Annotated in this window: 14 protein-coding genes; 10 read left to right on the top strand and 4 right to left on the bottom strand. The window is 50.6% G+C overall.

The window, feature by feature from the left end:
- Positions 1 to 114: 114 nt before the first annotated feature.
- The 4 genes from HY768_03745 to HY768_03760 are packed head-to-tail and all read right to left on the bottom strand — an operon-like array spanning position 115 to position 5138.
- A complete protein-coding gene (locus HY768_03745) occupies positions 115 to 2025 on the bottom strand; it encodes an AAA family ATPase (GenBank protein MBI4726330.1) in 1911 nt (636 codons plus the stop codon).
- Between the two features lie 4 nt (positions 2026 to 2029).
- Positions 2030 to 3406, bottom strand: coding sequence for a YchF/TatD family DNA exonuclease (locus tag HY768_03750; GenBank protein MBI4726331.1), 1377 nt, complete (start codon positions 3404 to 3406; stop codon positions 2030 to 2032).
- 5 nt (positions 3407 to 3411) lie between these two features.
- On the bottom strand, positions 3412 to 4749 hold the full coding sequence (locus HY768_03755; protein ID MBI4726332.1) for a hypothetical protein: 1338 nt from the start codon (positions 4747 to 4749) through the stop codon (positions 3412 to 3414).
- A complete protein-coding gene (locus tag HY768_03760) occupies positions 4746 to 5138 on the bottom strand; it encodes a YigZ family protein (protein MBI4726333.1) in 393 nt (130 codons plus the stop codon). The genes HY768_03755 and HY768_03760 overlap by 4 nt, the downstream gene beginning before the upstream one ends.
- Positions 5139 to 5322: 184 nt before the next feature.
- On the opposite strand from HY768_03760, the gene HY768_03765 reads away from it, so the two are divergent.
- The 10 genes from HY768_03765 to HY768_03810 form a co-directional block, all read left to right on the top strand.
- Positions 5323 to 6285 carry a hydroxyacid dehydrogenase gene (locus tag HY768_03765; GenBank protein MBI4726334.1) on the top strand — a complete coding sequence of 321 codons (963 nt, stop codon included), beginning with the start codon at positions 5323 to 5325 and terminating at the stop codon, positions 6283 to 6285.
- A 66-nt stretch (positions 6286 to 6351) separates the two neighbouring features.
- Positions 6352 to 6975 carry a methyltransferase domain-containing protein gene (locus tag HY768_03770; protein MBI4726335.1) on the top strand — a complete coding sequence of 208 codons (624 nt, stop codon included), beginning with the start codon at positions 6352 to 6354 and terminating at the stop codon, positions 6973 to 6975.
- Positions 6976 to 7178: 203 nt separating this feature from the next.
- Positions 7179 to 8036 (top strand): DNA damage-inducible protein D, encoded by an 858-nt coding sequence (gene dinD / locus HY768_03775; protein ID MBI4726336.1) that lies wholly within the window; start codon positions 7179 to 7181, stop codon positions 8034 to 8036.
- Between the two features lie 125 nt (positions 8037 to 8161).
- Positions 8162 to 9037 carry a succinate--CoA ligase subunit alpha gene (gene sucD, locus HY768_03780; GenBank protein ID MBI4726337.1) on the top strand — a complete coding sequence of 292 codons (876 nt, stop codon included), beginning with the start codon at positions 8162 to 8164 and terminating at the stop codon, positions 9035 to 9037.
- 360 nt (positions 9038 to 9397) lie between these two features.
- A complete protein-coding gene (locus tag HY768_03785) occupies positions 9398 to 10831 on the top strand; it encodes an aldehyde dehydrogenase family protein (protein ID MBI4726338.1) in 1434 nt (477 codons plus the stop codon).
- Between the two features lie 233 nt (positions 10832 to 11064).
- The gene (locus tag HY768_03790) at positions 11065 to 11400 is read left to right on the top strand and encodes a DUF350 domain-containing protein (GenBank protein ID MBI4726339.1); all 336 of its coding nucleotides are present in this window, start codon (positions 11065 to 11067) and stop codon (positions 11398 to 11400) included.
- A gap of 46 nt (positions 11401 to 11446) precedes the next feature.
- Positions 11447 to 11827, top strand: coding sequence for a hypothetical protein (locus tag HY768_03795; protein MBI4726340.1), 381 nt, complete (start codon positions 11447 to 11449; stop codon positions 11825 to 11827).
- Between the two features lie 98 nt (positions 11828 to 11925).
- A complete protein-coding gene (locus HY768_03800) occupies positions 11926 to 12393 on the top strand; it encodes a DUF192 domain-containing protein (GenBank protein ID MBI4726341.1) in 468 nt (155 codons plus the stop codon).
- A gap of 640 nt (positions 12394 to 13033) precedes the next feature.
- The gene (locus HY768_03805) at positions 13034 to 13585 is read left to right on the top strand and encodes a DUF4382 domain-containing protein (protein ID MBI4726342.1); all 552 of its coding nucleotides are present in this window, start codon (positions 13034 to 13036) and stop codon (positions 13583 to 13585) included.
- 197 nt (positions 13586 to 13782) lie between these two features.
- Positions 13783 to 16491, top strand: a 2709-nt coding sequence (locus tag HY768_03810) for a hypothetical protein (protein ID MBI4726343.1), incomplete at its 3' end; no start/stop codon positions are given.

Consider the following 16491-nt stretch of genomic DNA (forward strand, 5'->3'; position numbering starts at 1 on the left):
TATTTTATACCGTGCTTTTTTCTTGGTTTTATGTGTGATGCCTTTTTGATTGTTGAGCGATGTTTTCACCTTCTGGCCCCTTTCAGTTCGTTAATCACGGCCGATTATACCAAATTACCCCTTATTCACGCAACAAAGCCACTCAGAAGTATCAATTATCACTAAAGGTGATTGCGGCAAAAAATCAAGCCAAGCATTAGTGTGTTCTCTTCGTTTTCTATTTTCTTGTGCATACTCGAGTTTTTCCAACTCATCTTCTAATATTAAACCAGCTTTTCTGTACGAAAGGTATCTTGAAACTGTAGCAATTTCTTTCAGCATGCGGCTTTGGCGTGTTAATTTACATAATATTTTTTGCTCTAATTCATTTACTTTGCCCGCACTATCTACCAATCCGCTTAAATAAAACACATCATTTTTTAAGCGAGTATTGCCAATTACAGTATCACTTCGTATTATCGGGGGCAACTGCTTAAAATCACCCACTAAAATAACACGTTTTTTTGCTTTACCTGCAGCAAGAAAGACAAGGGGAGGCAATGCCATTGATATTTCGTCGATAATAACCGCATCAAACTCTTGATTCTCTAATTCCTTTGCCACATAGCTTTTTGTTAATGTACAAAAGAGAGCCCGGCTTTCATTTAGTAGAACAGTAGATGCAGCACGTATGTTATCTTTCAACTCATTAATTTTTGTTTGTTCTGTATTTACCAGTAAAGACAGACTATCTATTTCTTTTTCATAGGTTTCTTTAGGTAAGAGGCTTTTGCATGTTGCACCTTGCTTGTCTCTCAATGTATTTAGAACAGCAATAGCATTGGTATGATAATCTTTATTTTGGGATTCCTTTTTTAAGGATTCTTCAGTAATTTCCCGTGATTTGATTGCTTGAGCGATGCTGTTTTGAGCCTTTTCAAGCTTTGATTTTTTGTTAAACCAAGAATGTTCAGCTTTTTCAAGACTATCCTTGGCGATAGTTAGCAGCTCTTGATCGTAGCTCTTTTCTGCTATTAATTCATGAATGGTCTTGTTTGTTTCTGTTAGCCTGTTTGTCAGATGGTTTATTTTGTCGCTATACTCTTCAAGCTTAACCCATTCGCTAATGTATTTTTTACCATATGTGATTTTATCCGTCAATAATTTTATTTCCTGTTCGATTTTTGATATTTGCTCGTTCCACGCAATTGTTCTATTATTTAAGGCCTTATCAAAGACAACATTATCTGGTAAATTATTTGTGCTTTCTCCAATTACACCAAGCCGTAGCACCTTACAAGCAGCTATTATTTGCTGACCGGCCAATACTCCCCTTTTATTGCCTTCTTCTTTTATGGCTTCATATAGTGCTTGATCTACCGCCTTCTTTGTATGGCTTGTTATCAGGACTCTTTCATTCTTGTCAAGTAACGCGGCTAATAAATTTGTTATTAAGTGCGTTTTCCCGGTGCCGGGCGGCCCCCAAACATAAGTTATTTCCGAATTACAGCAACGTATTATTGTGTCGGCTTGTTCAGACCTTAATTCGGTTGATAAATTAGGGGTATATGATTCTGTAGCACTTAAAGGGCCGTTCTTTGGATGAAAGACCAGATTAGCACAGTTCGTTATTGTTGTTTCTTTGTTTTCAATTTTCGAAAGCTTTTCCGATAATTTTTTTAATAGGGCGGTGTCATCAATACTTAACGTTGCCCGATATATCTTTGGAGGTAGGTTTGAACCACTTAGTTTCAATTCAATTGTATTGCCCTCTTGGCGAATTATATCTGCAATGTAAAATAATGTATCATAACATAATTTCCCATCAGCTTCCTCTGGTAACCTCGTGCCGTCAGCCAAATGAAATATATATGTCGCATAATCTTTGCCAGAATTGATTTGTTGACCATACAATAACTCATAGTTTTGTTCGCGACTATTTTTCTCAAGGAATTGTATTTCCCCCACAATAGCTTCATTGAACCATTTTGCTAAATCCCGTGCATTTTCTGGTGGGCGCGTATTATTTATTTCAGATATAGGCATAGCATCACCCCACCACATCGTAATGCCTGATCCGGATATCTACCCCCAGGTCTTTAGCCGTCTGCCTGGCGGCTTCCAGATCCACCCCCGGCAGGTCCAAGACGGTAACGGCGGTCTTGATGCCGGCTCGTCGGCATTCCACCGCAAAACCCTTGACCTCCTGATAGGCCCGGCCGCCGAAGCGGCTGGGGCAAAGCTTGTCGTAAACTTCGCCGCTGTGGACGTTGAGACTGATGGAGACCTCGTCTATCAGGCCGGTCAGCTCCGGCACGACATTGCGTCCGGCGATCAGGTTGCCCTGGCCGTTGGTGTTTAGGCGCACCCGGGATTTTTTCTTTTTCAGATCCTCGGCCACCTGTTTTACTAGATCCAGGCGCAGCAATGGTTCGCCATACCCGCAGAAGACCACCTCCTTGTATTTTGAAGGATCGCCGATGGCGCCGATCACTTCCTGAAGATCCGGCTCCCGTTCCAGCCGTAAATTGTGTCCCTTGATGAAATCGGTCTTCTGACGGATGCAGAACACGCAGGCATTGGTGCAGCGGTTGGTGATGTTGAGGTAGAGCGAGTTCCGGATCTGATAGGCAATCTTGGCCGGATCAATTTTACCGATGTTGAAAAACTTTTTGGCGTTCAAAGTGGTCGCCCGGCAGACATCATCATAAGTCAGCGGATCAAGCAGCTCCGATATTCTCCGGACGATGATCTCCAGATAGGCCGGCTCGTTGCGCGCTCCCCGGTGCGGCTCCGGGGCCAGGTAGGGGCAGTCAGTCTCCAGCAGCAGGCTCTCAATGCCCACAGTTCTCAGCACTTCGGGCAGGTGCTTGGAGTTCTTGAAAGTAACCGGCCCGCCGACCGAAAGCAGGTATCCCCGCTTCTTTGCCTCTTTGGCCATTTCCGCGTCCCCGGCAAAACAATGGAGGACCACTTTAAGGCCGGGGCGTTCTTTCAAGATATCCATAATTTCTTTATGAGCGTCCCGGTCGTGAACCACCGCCGGGAGCTTCAGGGTCTCCGCCCAGGCCAATTGCTTTTTAAAGGCTGCGATCTGAATTTCTTTTGGCGACAGGTTCCGGTGATAATCCATGCCCGTCTCTCCGATAGCCACCACCTTGGGGTGCTTGGCCAGGTTCCCCAACTCTTTAAACGCATTTTCATCAAGGGCCTTGGCGTCATGGGGATGGATGCCCACCGCAGCATAGCAGCAGTCGTACTTTTCGGATAGTTCCACGGATTGAAAGCTGGACTTCAGGTCGTAGCCGACGTTGATGATGTATTCCACCCCGGCCTGCCGGGCCCTGTCTATCACCTGGTCCCGGTCGCGCTTGAAATCGTTCTCGGTCAAGTGGGCGTGAGTGTCGATGATGTTATTTTGAGACATAGCGACTAAAATCTTCCGGTTATCCAGGAAGTTTGAGTTTTTACTTTTCCGACCGCCAGGGCCAGGCCCAGCGGCACCCCGTCAAAGTTGATCTCCAAACTGCTCAGGCGCTTGTGCTCCTGGTTGCGGACAGTTCTTATTCCCAGAGCATAGCCGCCGAGCATCCCGACAGTGGCGGTGCCGGTGATCAAGCGCAGCATACCGACGTCATTATCATGGGGAGCGAAAAGAAAACCGAAGCCGGCCCCGAACAAGGCCCCGCCGGCGGCGGTGCCGGTTACGATAAAACCGTCACCCCGGGAATAATTATAACCTTTGATGTATCTGTGGCCGCAATAAAGCCCGGCCGCGCTACCCATAAAACAGAAGGTGCTCATCATGCGGGCGTCAATTCTAATGAGGTCTTCGTCTCCCTTGCTAAATGCGCAAAGATATAATCCGGCACCGGCGGCCATGCCCGCCCATCCCGAAGTGGCCACAATGGTTGGTTCGCCGTCAGAAAAGTTTTTACCTTTAGCCAGACGGTAGCCCAGGTAAGACCCTCCAGCCAAACCGGCCAGGATGGCAGCGGACATCAATTTTTCTTCAGGGTCTTCCTGAATCGCGTTGAAAAACAAAGGCAGATCGGTCATGCCGAAGGTGGCATAATGGCTGATGACCCTGCCTTGCGGCTTGGTAAAACTCTTTCCCCAGTTATACCCGGCCACCTGGCCGGAAATGCTGGTGGCAAGCATTACTCCGGAAATAGGGCGGCTGCCATCCAGTCCCAAAAGAGCGCTGAGCGCTCCGCCGGCCGCAATCCCCCGGAAACCGTATGCTATGGACATATGCTCCTGACCGGAGGTCAGAGTGCTGTTTTTAGTGAGAAAGAAGGGTATGAAATATGTGGCCGCCGCGCTGGTCAGATACAGGCCGGCCTTGGTTGACCCGCGCTCCGGGTCTATCAAGGAGACCACCGCCGGGCCATACCAGCCCAGCGATAGCGGGATCTGCCAGAGCAGATAGGCGCCCCGCCCCTCCTGATTTAAAACAAGCGCGGCTCCCGAAGTATTGAGAAAGCTATCGACCTTCATTCTCAGGGAGTCATATCCGCTGTTGGTCAGGGGCTTCCGTATTCTCCCATGAGCATTTGACGCTTCAAGGATATAGACCGTATCCGCTTTCCACAATACAGCGTTTTTGAAATCAGCCACGTCGGGAAAGAGGCCGGCCCGGGTCTCAAGTTTCTGGCTCCACTCCAGGATCTTTCCGGCGCTGTCAAAGGGAACCGGGGTCTCTAAAAGCTGGCCATAGGCCATCCCGGCGGCCGACAGCAGAAAAATGGACAGTAGAATCTTTTTCATATTGCTATCTCCAGTATTTCAATCGTTGCCTCCCGGACGTGCTTGAACCGGTCGGCTCCCAGGTGGATCCCGCCGTACCAGCGGGTGACCACGACGCAAAGGTTCTCAGCTTTCCGTTGCCGCAGTATCTCCAGCATGATAACCCCGGCCCCGGTCTCCTTGGAAGGCGAATTATAGCCGTCGTTCTTGTATTCCCGCAGTTTGCCATCGCACCCTCTGATGCGGTAGGCTACGATGTTGTGGTCGGCGGCGCGGAATTTCTTGTCCCTTAAAAGCTCTTTAATCCCGGACTCAAATTCCTCCGCGCTTTTAACAGCAAAAGAGGTGACCGCATATTTTGACTTGCGGTCGACCACGAAGGGGTTTATCTGGGAAAAGGCTTGTTTCACGGCAGCCGTTTTCATATTAGACCAAAAGCATACCACGTAAACGCAGGGCCTGTCAATTGAAATTTGAGGCCACGACATCATTTTATAAGGCAAAAGATTTTCTCTTTACAAAGCCTGCGATTTATGCTTTAATTATCGCTTACCGGCTGGTCAAATATGCGGAAATGGCGAACGAAATTAAATAATGAAGACACCTTTAGAGGTAATACTGATCCAGACGCTGGGCGTGCCCCGGAAACTGGTCCGGCAGCGTTTTGCCGGGATACTTCCCGGTCACGTGCTGATCTGGAAGGGCTCCGAACTGGCCGAGGGCAAACCGCTGGCCGATCTGGTAGGAAGCGCCAAATATCTGATCACCGGCAGCCTGCCAATAGACGGGACGACTATCCGTAACTGCGCGCTGGCCATGATCTCGGTCTCCTTTACCGGGTACGACCACGTGGACCTGGCGGCCTGCAAGGAGAAGGGAATTGCTGTTTACAACACGCCGGGGTATTCCACCGATTCCGTGGCCGAGCTGTCAGTAGGCTTGGCGCTGTCCTTATTGCGGAACATACCAAAAGCCGATGCTCACGCCCGCCAGCCGGAGCTCAACTGGTTTGGGCTCCCGTCCGGCGCGGAATTGCGAGGGAAAACCGTCGGCATAGTCGGCACCGGAGCCACCGGGATGGCTGCGGCCAGATTGTTCGCCGCCTTTGGTTGTAAACTGCTGGGTTATAACCGGGGCAAAAAGGATGAGTTTGAAAAACTCGGCGGTACCTATTGCGATCTGAAGGATCTCTTAAAAGGCTCGGACATAGTTTCCCTGCACCTGGCGCTTAGTGCCGAGACTCGGCATATAATGAACGCGGAACGGATCGCAGAATTAAAACCGACCAGCTATCTGATCAACACCGCCCGGGGCGGCCTGGTGGATGAAGCGGCCCTGGCCAAGGCGCTGAATAACGGAGAACTGGCGGGCGCCGGGTTGGATGTGTTCGGGAACGAGCCGCCGGCCAGGGATAATCCTTTGCTGACTGCCCAAAATACAGCGTTGACGCCGCATTTAGGCTATAAGACGCAGGAGGCGCTATTGAGGAAGTTGGAAGTGACATTCAGGAATATTTCGGATTTTGAAAAGGGGATAGAAACTAACAGAGTGGCATAAAAAGCACGATATAGATTTCGCAACACCCATCAGACAATATTGTTTTAAGGAAGGAAACATTATAAGATGGAGAATTATTACGATGACAAATACAAACAAAACGGCTTTTATTGGGGGAAAACACCTTCAAAAACATGCTATAAAGCATTAGAACTCTTACCGCCCGTTAAACCCCTTAAATTACTTGTGATTGGTTGTGGCGAGGGCCGGAACGCTATCTTTTTTGCCAGAAATGGATATCAAGTGACGGCCTTTGATCTATCTGCAAATGGTGTTGAAAAAACAAAACGCATGGCAGAAGAAGCAAAAGTATCTGTAAATGTTTTTCAAGCAGATATAAACGAGTATCGGTTAACTGATAATTATGACATTTTATTTTCAACGGGAGTATTGCATTATATACCTTTAGAAAAAAGATCTGAGATATTTGACGATTATAAAAACCACACAAATATTGATGGGCTGCATGTCTTTTCGGTATTTATTAAAAAACCATTTATAGGGAAATCTCCGGAAAGTGAAACAACTGCACAAAAGTGGATATCTGGAGAACTGTTCACACATTATCACGATTGGGAAGTAGATTATTGTACCGAAGAGATATTTGATTGTATGTCAAGTGGAATACCCCATAAGCACGCCACGAATAGAATTGTGGCCAGAAAGATTACATCGCTTGCCACAGGTTAAACATTAGTGACATAAAGCTAAAAATAATATTTTAGTAATATACCTAACGGAAAAGAATGAACATTCACGAATACCAAGCCCGCCAGCTGCTGCGCGACCATGGGATCCCGGTCAAGCCGGATTTCATGGCCAGTTTTGAAACCAGCAAGGGCTAAAGAAGGTTAAGAAACAGTGAAGAAGCTATATTAAATAAAGGCGAGAACTTGAGTAATTTAATAGCAAAAGAATATAAATCATTTGAAGCAATAAAGCATGTCTCGGATGATAGCACTGAATTCTGGTATGCCCGGGAGCTTGCTCCTGTACTTGAGTACGTCCAATGGAGGAACTTTGCCAAGGTATTAGAACGGGCGATACTGGCGTGCAAAAATAGTGGTTATCAGGTTTCCGATCATTTTGCTGGGGTCAGCAAAACGATAGCAATGCCTAAAACTGCCATAAAACAAGTTGTTGACTTCAAACTATCCCGCTATGCCTGTTATTTGATCGTTCAAAATGGCGACCCCCGGAAAGAGGTCATCGCTTTGGGTCAAACATATTTCGCTATCCAAACAAGACGGCAGGAAGTAGCCGACTATTTTAATCAGCTTGATGAGGACAACAAGCGCCTGGTGATACGGGGCGACATCAAGCAATGGAACCAAATGTTGGCCGAATCCGCCCACAATGCAGGAGTTATTACCGATCAAGAATATGCGGCCTTTCAGAATGCCGGTTATATGGGGCTATATGGCGGACTTAAAGTGGAGGATATTCATAAAAAGAAAGGGCTTAAGAAAACCGATCGAATTCTTGATTTTATGAGCAGCACGGAATTGATTGCAAATTTGTTCAGAATATCACAAACCGAAGAAAAACTAAAAAAAGATAAAGCTGCAACTGCTGATGCCGCCAACGAAATCCATTTCATCGTCGGAAAAGAAGTCCGGGGAACAATTGAACGGGTGGGCGGCACCATGCCGGAAAAACTGCCGGTTCCAGGCAAAAGCATCACCGCTATTGAAAGCGAGCAGCTGAAAAAACTTAAAAAATCTCCCCATAAATTAATGCTGGACGAATAAGAACACTCAATAATATATCTAACGGAACAACATGAACATTCACGAATGCCAGGCACGGCAGCTGCTGCGCGATCACGGGGTTCCTAAGAAGCCAGTCCAACACATCGTCAAGGAGGCAAAATAGCATGGCCATATTAGTCGATAAGAAAACCCGACTGATCTGCCAGGGCTTCACCGGCAAACACGGCACTTTCCATTCCCTCAAATGCGCGGAATACGGAACGAAATTCGTGGGCGGCGTGGTGCCGGGCAAGGGCGGGACCATGCACGAAGGATATCCGGTTTTTGACACAGTGGCCGAGGCGGTGGAAAAGCAGAAGGCAAACGCCTCGATGATCTTCGTGCCGGCCCTGTTCTGCCGGGACGCCATCCTGGAGGCGGTGGATGCCGGGCTGGATTTGGTGGTCTGCATCACCGAGGGGGTTCCGGCCAATGACATGCTGTTCATCAAGCGATATCTTCAAGGAAAAAAGACCAGGCTGATAGGGCCCAACTGCCCCGGGGCCATTTCGCCGGGCAAGGCCAAGGTGGGCATCATGCCGGCCGCCATCCACAAGGAAGGTTCGGTGGGCGTGATCTCGCGTTCCGGTACTCTTACCTACGAAGCCGTAAATCAACTTACTAAGCTTGGCATCGGGCAGAGCACCTGCCTGGGCATCGGGGGCGATTCGGTGATCGGCACCACTTTCATCGACGCGCTGGAGCTGTTCCAAGCCGACAAACAGACCAAGGCGGTGCTGATGATCGGCGAGATCGGGGGATCGATGGAGGAAGAGACCGCCCGCTGGATCAAAAAGAATTTCCACAAGCCGGTGGCGGCCTTCATCGCCGGGGCTACTGCGCCGCCGGACCGCCGGATGGGCCACGCCGGGGCCATCATCTCCGGGGGCAAGGGCACCTACGTCGAAAAGGTCAAAGTGCTGAAGTCCTGCGGCATCAAAGTCGCCAAGACCCCGGCCGAGATGGGGGAGACAGTGCAACAATTGTTCAAGAGAGCCTAAGGGACAAACAAGTATACTTTGATAGACTCTACCATAGTCCAATCGGTCAATTTCATGCTGCCGCCAGAGTTCCGGGCAGTGATCGCGGCCCTGCTGGCCATAGCGCTGGGGCTGATTTTGGGTTTTGCCCAACGGAAATCCGTAAATAAATAGTTCTCCCTGAAAAACCACCTAAACACCCCGCTACATCGGGGCAAGCTGCGAAATACACTAAAATCTATTTTTGACAACGTTTTTGTAAAGCCTTGAAAATCAATTAGTTTTACCAATTATAATTTTCGTGCTTTTAGTGTGTTTCGGTGAAAAAAAGTCTTCTTCAGTGGTAACTAAATAGGGAATGTAAACAAAGGGCAGTACGATATGAACGCCATTCAGAAAATGATCATTGCCGGGCGCCAAAGAGATTCAGGGAAACGATTTAAGGTGCTGGACAAATACACCGGTGAAACGATCGCCGAAGTCCACGTTGCCGAGCGCGCCCAAGTCGAGGAGGCGATAACGGCCGCGGAAGGGGCAAAACAAATCATGGCCGATCTGCCGGCCCACCGCCGGGCGTCCATCATCCGCGCGGCCGCCGGGATCATCGAGCAGCAGAAAAACGAGCTGACTGTCACCATCGCCCGCGAGGCGGGTAAACCCTGCCGCTACGCCAAGGCCGAGGTCGAGCGCTGTGTGGAAAATCTCGAATACATCTCCGAGGAAGCCAAGCGCATCCATGGCGAGACTCTGCCGATTGACGCCGGCAGATCGGGCGAGGGGCGCACCGGATATTACGAGCGGTTCCCCATCGGAACAGTGGCCGCAATCTCGCCCTTCAACTTCCCGCTGAATCTGGCTGCCCACAAACTGGGTCCGGCCGTGGCCGCGGGTTGTCCGGCAATCCTCAAGCCGTCCTCGGCCGCCCCGCTCTCGGGGATAGCGCTGGTCCGGGCGTTCGTGGAGGCGGGAGTGCCCGAGGGCGGGATCAGCGTCTTGCCGGGCACGGGCCCCGAGGTGGGCGATCCGCTGGTGAGCGACGGCCGGATCAGCAAGGTCAGCTTCACCGGAAGCAAAGCGGTGGGCGAGCAAATCGTCCGCGCGGCCGGGCTTAAGCGGGTGACGATGGAGCTCGGCTCCAACAGCGGAGTGGTGATCGACCGGGAGGTTGGGGACATCGGCCGCATCGCCAAACGTTGCGTGCTGGGCGCGTTCTATAACCAGGGCCAGGTCTGCATCTCGATCCAGCGGATCTATGTGCATGCTGACCGGTACGACGACTTCGTCGCCTCTTTCAGCGCTCAAGCCTCCAAGCTGAAAATCGGAAACCCAACTGATCCAGCCACCGAGATCGGCCCGATGATCGCGCAGGCAGAGCTGGAGCGGGTCCGCTCGTGGGTGGATGAGGCCATCGGGCAGGGGGCGCGTCTGCTGTTCGGGAACAGATCAGACGGCCCGGTCTATTATCCCACGGCGCTGACGGACGTCACCCCGGACATGAAGGTCGTCAAGGAGGAGGTCTTCGGACCGGTGGCGGTGGTGGTCAAAGTGGATTCGTTCGAGCAGGGCGTTGAGTTATGCGACCAGAGCCAGTACGGGCTGCAGGCCGGAGTGTTTACCGACAACATCAACCGCGCGCTGCGGGCGGTCAGGCGGATCAATGCCGGCGGTGTGATGATCAACGACTTTCCCTCTTACCGGGTCGACCACATGCCTTACGGCGGCAACAAGGCCAGCGGCCTGGGCCGCGAGGGGGCGAAGTTCGCCATCGAGGAAATGACCACGCTGCGGATGGTGGTCTTCAACCAGACGTTATGACCCCTTACTGGACTGTTGGCAAATTCGGAATTCAAATATCACCACCGCTGCAGCCCCGCCGCCACGTTGTTAATTCCTTGACGGAGATCCGGGGACAGAAATTACCTGCCGCCGTAAGATAATTGTCTTCTTGACAATTTGTTTTAAAAGAGGTAACATATAACATATAAATTGCTCTACATAACGCAATCTCAAAAACCAATGGTTAAACATAAACATAAGGGGATGGAAAAATGAAAAAGCTTTCCGCGCTGTCTCTGGTTCTTTTAACGGCCGCAGCCTCGTTGTTGGCCCAGGCCCAGGTGGTGCAGGAAGGGGCCGGCCGGCCGGTAAACGTCAGCCTTTCGTTCGGCGCCTGGATCATCAAACTTCTCATGGCTTTGGGCTGGATCCTGACCGCTTCTATCGGGTTTGCCCTAGGGGTGGGGATCGCCATCAAAGTATTTGACGCTCTTTCCACCAATATCGACGAATGGGAGGAGATCAAAAAGGGCAACTGGAGCGTGGCTCTGATCCTGATCAGCATGATTGTGATGGTGGGCCTATTAGCCATCTCGGTGCTGCGCTAAAACGCACTGCCCCTATCATCACAATTATTTAAAAGGAGAACCCACCATGAAGTGGAAGATCACGATAGCCGCAGTTTTGCTGTTGCTGCTGTTTGCCGTCCCCGGCAGGGCATACATATACAGGGACGGCAGCCTTTCCCGGGGCCAGAGGATATATATTGATATCGAAATAAACTCCGCCGGGAATTACCAAAGCCTGGTCTACATGGGCGCTAACGGAACCCTGGACGCCGACCTGTACATCTATTCGCCTTACGGCAATAAGATATTCACCATGAGCGGATCTTCAACCGGGCAGCCCCCAAGGGTCACCTTCACCTATTCCGGGACCTACCGCTTTGAAATAGTGGGATATAGCGGATCCGGCAACTACCTGTTGTTTTTAGGAGACAAAAATGAATGGGAACAGGTAGCCAGCCGCCAATAATCCGGCAAAACATTATCAGGGAAGGCATGAATAACCGGACTCCTCTTTAGCTTAGCGGCGGACATCGAAAACTCAAGGCGGAATAAAACGGGCCTTAAATGAAAAACAATATGTCTCCGGTGCTGGCCGCCCTGGCCATTGCTTTGCTGACGGCTGGCGGCGGTTGCCGGAAAGAACCTGCGCCCGGGAACATTACTCCAAAGGAATCTAGACCCGGCAAAGTGCTACTTACCATAGGCCGGGCCGTGCTTTGGGTAGAAGTGGCTGAAGATGAGGCATCCCGGTCCAAAGGGCTGATGCACCGCCGGCAGCTGCCCGAAGACGAAGGGATGCTGTTCGTCTTTGAGTATCCCCAGCCTCTTTCCTTTTGGATGAAGAACACCTACCTTCCGCTGGACATAGCCTTTGTGGCCCGGGACGGCAGTATCCTCAATATTCTTAAGATGAAACCTTTGGACGAAGGCCCGCGGTATGCATCCCAGGGTCCGGCCCTTTACGCCATTGAGGCCAATGCCGGGTGGTTTCAAAAAAACGGGATCAAGGCCGGAGATAAAGTGCGTTTTTAAAAATCGCGGATAAAATATTTACGGCGAACAAAAAAGCAACTTTTCCTATTGGCAAACCCTTGCCATCTTCCGGTATTCTTCTACCTTGCCCCGCCTGCGGGCCGTAACACCTTTGGCGTGCCTGTGCGCTGAAGCCCCGCCAACGGCGGGGCGCAAGCGTGCAGGCACGGCAGACATTTACTATGCTCTGGTAAACCTGTACCAGCCTTGGGTGGACCTTTACCATGCTCCGGTAGACCTCTGAAATGCTCCGGTAGACCTCTGAAATGCTCCGGTAGACCTCTGAAATGCCCCGGTAGACCTCTGAAATGCCCCGGTAGACCTCTGTGAAATGCCAAAGTAGACCTTTACCAGCCTTGGGCAGGCTTATAGTATTGTTCTCTTTGCCCGCTTTCCCACCTCATTTTTTGTCTTGACAAACCAAGCCGCTTTATATTATTATAAAATAACCTAAAACCTAATAAGGAGGAAAGAAAAATGGTAAAAAGGCGCTTATTGCGAATTGAACGACAACATGTTTGTCGTAAATATTAAGCATCGGTACCAAATAATAACTGCCCCGTTAAGGGGCCACTTTTTCCAAGCGTGGTCTTGGAAAAAGCGTAGAAAATAACCTAAACCTAATAAGGAGGAAAGAAAAATGGCAAAAAGATTTTTTGCCCTGTCTCTGGCGGCGTTAATATCGTTAAGCCTGCTTGGGTGCGGCAAAGAGAAGCCAACCTCTCCGGCTACCGGTCAGGTAAAAGTAGGAGCTAATGATGCCTCGGGCAAAGGCCCATCTGCTCCCAAAGGGGCCACCATAAAGTTTGAAGGGGTAGTGGTCGCTCTCTACAATGGCTCCAGCTGGATCACGCTTAATCAGGGGAGTCCGGCTACGGTGACCGTTACGATGAGCGATTCTACCCTTCAGATGGCAGTGAATACGCCCGTGTCCGTGGAAGCCGGGACTTATACCAAGGTTAGACTGCAGTTTAGCGGGATCAGCAGTTCAACCTGGGGTGGAGCTAGTATTGATTTTGGCGGCGCTGCCAGTGTTACCATTGAAGCAGCTGCCAACATTCAAGTAAGCGGTAATGCCACCGTTACTATAGTGGTTGACATCAATACCAATAAATGGCTAGATGCGAACGGCGCTTTAACCGCCACCACTGCGATTGATATTAAGAACGCCTTTACCGTGAGTGTCCGGTGAGCGTGAGGTCGCAGTAAAAAAACCTTCCACCAGCCTAAATGGTTTCCGAAGGCAAAAAAATAAATTACTATTCAGCCACAGAAAGCACAGAGGGCGCAAAAAATTCAATTCAAGAAAATCCTTTTGTGATTTATGTGCTTTCTGTGGCTAATCCCGGGAAACGATGATACAAACAAAACAAAAAACAAGGAGGAAAAATGAAGATGTTGAACTCTAGCAAATGGTTGGCGCTGGTAATGGGCTTGGCGGCGCTGAGTTCCAATGCGGTTTATGGCGCGGCCACAACCACCATTGTTACCCCCCCTTATGTGTACCATCCGATTGCCGAAGGGGATACCGCCTATTTCCGGAATGACCTCATTCTTTACAATTACTCGTCGGTAGTAAATCTAGCTAACATGGTTAGCGATGGAGAAGTGCGCATCCGTAGAGCCGGCTGGACAGGGGCCTGGCAAGGGGGATGGCCGCTTGATTTTTTCTGGGGCAATTGGTACGAAGAATGGATGGGTCGGACCAGCAATGTTCCCGGCGGAGACCCCGATGGAATGGTCTACTTCATTGATGCCCAGGCAGAATCCACCGATGCTGCCTGGAATAATCCCGGCTGGGGACCAACTGCTTCTAAAACGCCGATGATCAGGGACCGAACTGCCCCTGACTCGGTAATAACATTCCCTCGAAATTTAGGCTGGGTCAGCAGTGGAACATCCAATGTCTCCGGCACAGTTTATGATGCCCTGGCCGGAGTGGATTCGGTTCTTATCAGAGTTTTTCGCCAACCCGCCGGAACCCTAATTGCATGGGGAGGGGGCGCCCTTTCCGGACCATTTAGAGCCAGGAATTTTACCTGGAGTTGGACAGTGCCGGCCGGGGATCCTGACGGCACCCAATATGATATTGAAACAACGGCTTGGGACAGGGCCTATGATGACCCAGGTTGGGACTCAAAGGGCTATGTTTTAGACAAGTCTCAAGGCAACCAGAACCAGTGGACAATCGCGGTTTATAAGGATACCCAGGCTCCGACCTCCACTATTCTAACCCCGGACAACAATGCTGCCGTAACCGGGACAGCGAGGATAACGGGCATTGCCGATGACAATGATCTGGCGGGAGTGGACAGCGTAAAAATCAATTGCAACGACGGACTTGGCTGGCGCCTGGTTGCGCCGCTTTCCACCCCGGGCAATTACACCAACTGGTATTACGATTGGAATGCCGCCCCGTTAGCCGACGGCGCGTATAACATCCAAACCCAGGCCTTTGATAAGGCAGTGCCTTCCAATATCGAAACGGTTGGCCCGGGGATAATTCTTAATGTGGATAACACCGCTCCGGTTTGGGCGTCTTTGTTGATACAAAATCCGGATGATATCTTTCACAACGGTGAGATCATAACATTGCTGGCTGCCTTGGATGCGCCGGGTTACAACCTGACCTGCAACTTCAGTCCTATTGACAATCAATATGTTACCGGAGCCGAACAGGTGGCGGACAACGGCGACAACACCTATACCATCAGATACGCCATCAGCGAAGTAAACAGCCGGGCTAATGGAAATTACCTGGCGACAGCCACGGCCAAGGACTTTGCCGGCCGCACCGCCAACGACAGCATTTCTTTGCGGCTGGACAACAGCGGGCCGAAAACTTCCGGCGTGGACTTTGCGCTTGACCCGCTGAACGACAACATCCTGAACGCCAACGACACCCTGGCGGCAGTGGTTAAAGACACCAACGGCGTGATAGCGGCGGAATACTTTATCGACAACACGGGTTATGACGGCGCCGGCGCCGCGATAAGCGGGACATTCGGCCCGGATTCGGTTCTGGTCAAGGGCTTTTTGAACATCGGCGGGTTAAGCCAGGGGCGGCATACCGCTTATGTCCATGGCCAGGACTCCACCAGGGTCTGGGGCGGTTATGCCTCGCTGAACTTCACGGTGGACACCCAGGGGCCGAGCATTGAGAACCTGTCCGTAATTTATCCTAACGGACAAACAGCAGTCACAGTTAATGACCCTGTAACCATCACCGCATTAATCAGGGATGTTACAACCGAGGTGGATACTTTGACCGTTCGGGCGGATGCCACCAGCCCCAATGGTAACACCAGCGTCAGGATGTATGACGACGGCGCCCATGGCGATTATGCCGCCGGCGATAAGGTCTATACCGCCAAAGTAGCGGTGACCAATACTTTTTCCGGTCCGGTAACAATTACGGTTTGGGCCTCGGATATAGTTCCCAACGCCAGTTCGGTTTCCGGTTTGAACCTCATCGTTCCTGAGGTGGCTAAAGATATCGGGCCTGCCGGCGGGACGGTGAAACTGGCCGATGGAGCTAAATTAATGGTGCCGGTCGGCGCCTTAAACAAGACGGTTCGTATTTCTATCAAACGTTTTTCACCCCTGGCAACGCCTGAAGCTACCAAGACCTTGTTTAGACATGGCTACCAGATTTTGCCGGCTAACCTGATATTCAATCAGGATGCCGAGTTAACGCTTCCTTATTCTTCCTTTGATTTGGATCCCGACCAGGATGGTACTTTGGAGATAAGCGAGCAGAGAGTGGAGATGTTCTACTGGACTCACGATCAGTGGCTGACCCAAACGGTAAAAAGCAGGCTGACGGACAGCAATTCGGTGTTATCGCAAGTAAATCACCTGGGGGTATTCGCCCTGGGCCAGAAAAGCGATGCTACAGTAAGCCCACTAAAGGTATGGTGGTCTGAGAATCCCATGGTTTACGGTGGCAACACGCAGTTGGTTTACCAGCTTAACAAGCCGGGCAAAGTAAGTTTGAATATCTATGATATGTCCGGCGATTTGGTCTATTCCTTCTCGGAACGGCCTGGGCTTGCCGGTGAAAACAATTTCTCCTGGGACGGCCGGGCCAAAACCGGC

The sequence above is a fragment of the candidate division TA06 bacterium genome (assembly GCA_016208585.1).
Classification (GTDB): Bacteria; Edwardsbacteria; AC1; order AC1; family EtOH8; genus UBA5202.

What these genes read in the sequence shown, in the direction of transcription:
- HY768_03785 (MBI4726338.1), top strand. Translation starts at nt 9,398, where the DNA reads ATGAACGCCATTCAGAAAATGATCATTGCCGGGCGCCAAAGAGATTCA.
- HY768_03750 (MBI4726331.1), bottom strand. Translation starts at nt 3,406, where the DNA reads ATGTCTCAAAATAACATCATCGACACTCACGCCCACTTGACCGAGAAC.
- HY768_03755 (MBI4726332.1), bottom strand. Translation starts at nt 4,749, where the DNA reads ATGAAAAAGATTCTACTGTCCATTTTTCTGCTGTCGGCCGCCGGGATG.
- HY768_03745 (MBI4726330.1), bottom strand. Translation starts at nt 2,025, where the DNA reads ATGCCTATATCTGAAATAAATAATACGCGCCCACCAGAAAATGCACGG.
- HY768_03800 (MBI4726341.1), top strand. Translation starts at nt 11,926, where the DNA reads ATGAAAAACAATATGTCTCCGGTGCTGGCCGCCCTGGCCATTGCTTTG.
- HY768_03770 (MBI4726335.1), top strand. Translation starts at nt 6,352, where the DNA reads ATGGAGAATTATTACGATGACAAATACAAACAAAACGGCTTTTATTGG.
- HY768_03805 (MBI4726342.1), top strand. Translation starts at nt 13,034, where the DNA reads ATGGCAAAAAGATTTTTTGCCCTGTCTCTGGCGGCGTTAATATCGTTA.
- HY768_03765 (MBI4726334.1), top strand. Translation starts at nt 5,323, where the DNA reads ATGAAGACACCTTTAGAGGTAATACTGATCCAGACGCTGGGCGTGCCC.
- HY768_03790 (MBI4726339.1), top strand. Translation starts at nt 11,065, where the DNA reads ATGAAAAAGCTTTCCGCGCTGTCTCTGGTTCTTTTAACGGCCGCAGCC.
- sucD (MBI4726337.1), top strand. Translation starts at nt 8,162, where the DNA reads ATGGCCATATTAGTCGATAAGAAAACCCGACTGATCTGCCAGGGCTTC.
- HY768_03795 (MBI4726340.1), top strand. Translation starts at nt 11,447, where the DNA reads ATGAAGTGGAAGATCACGATAGCCGCAGTTTTGCTGTTGCTGCTGTTT.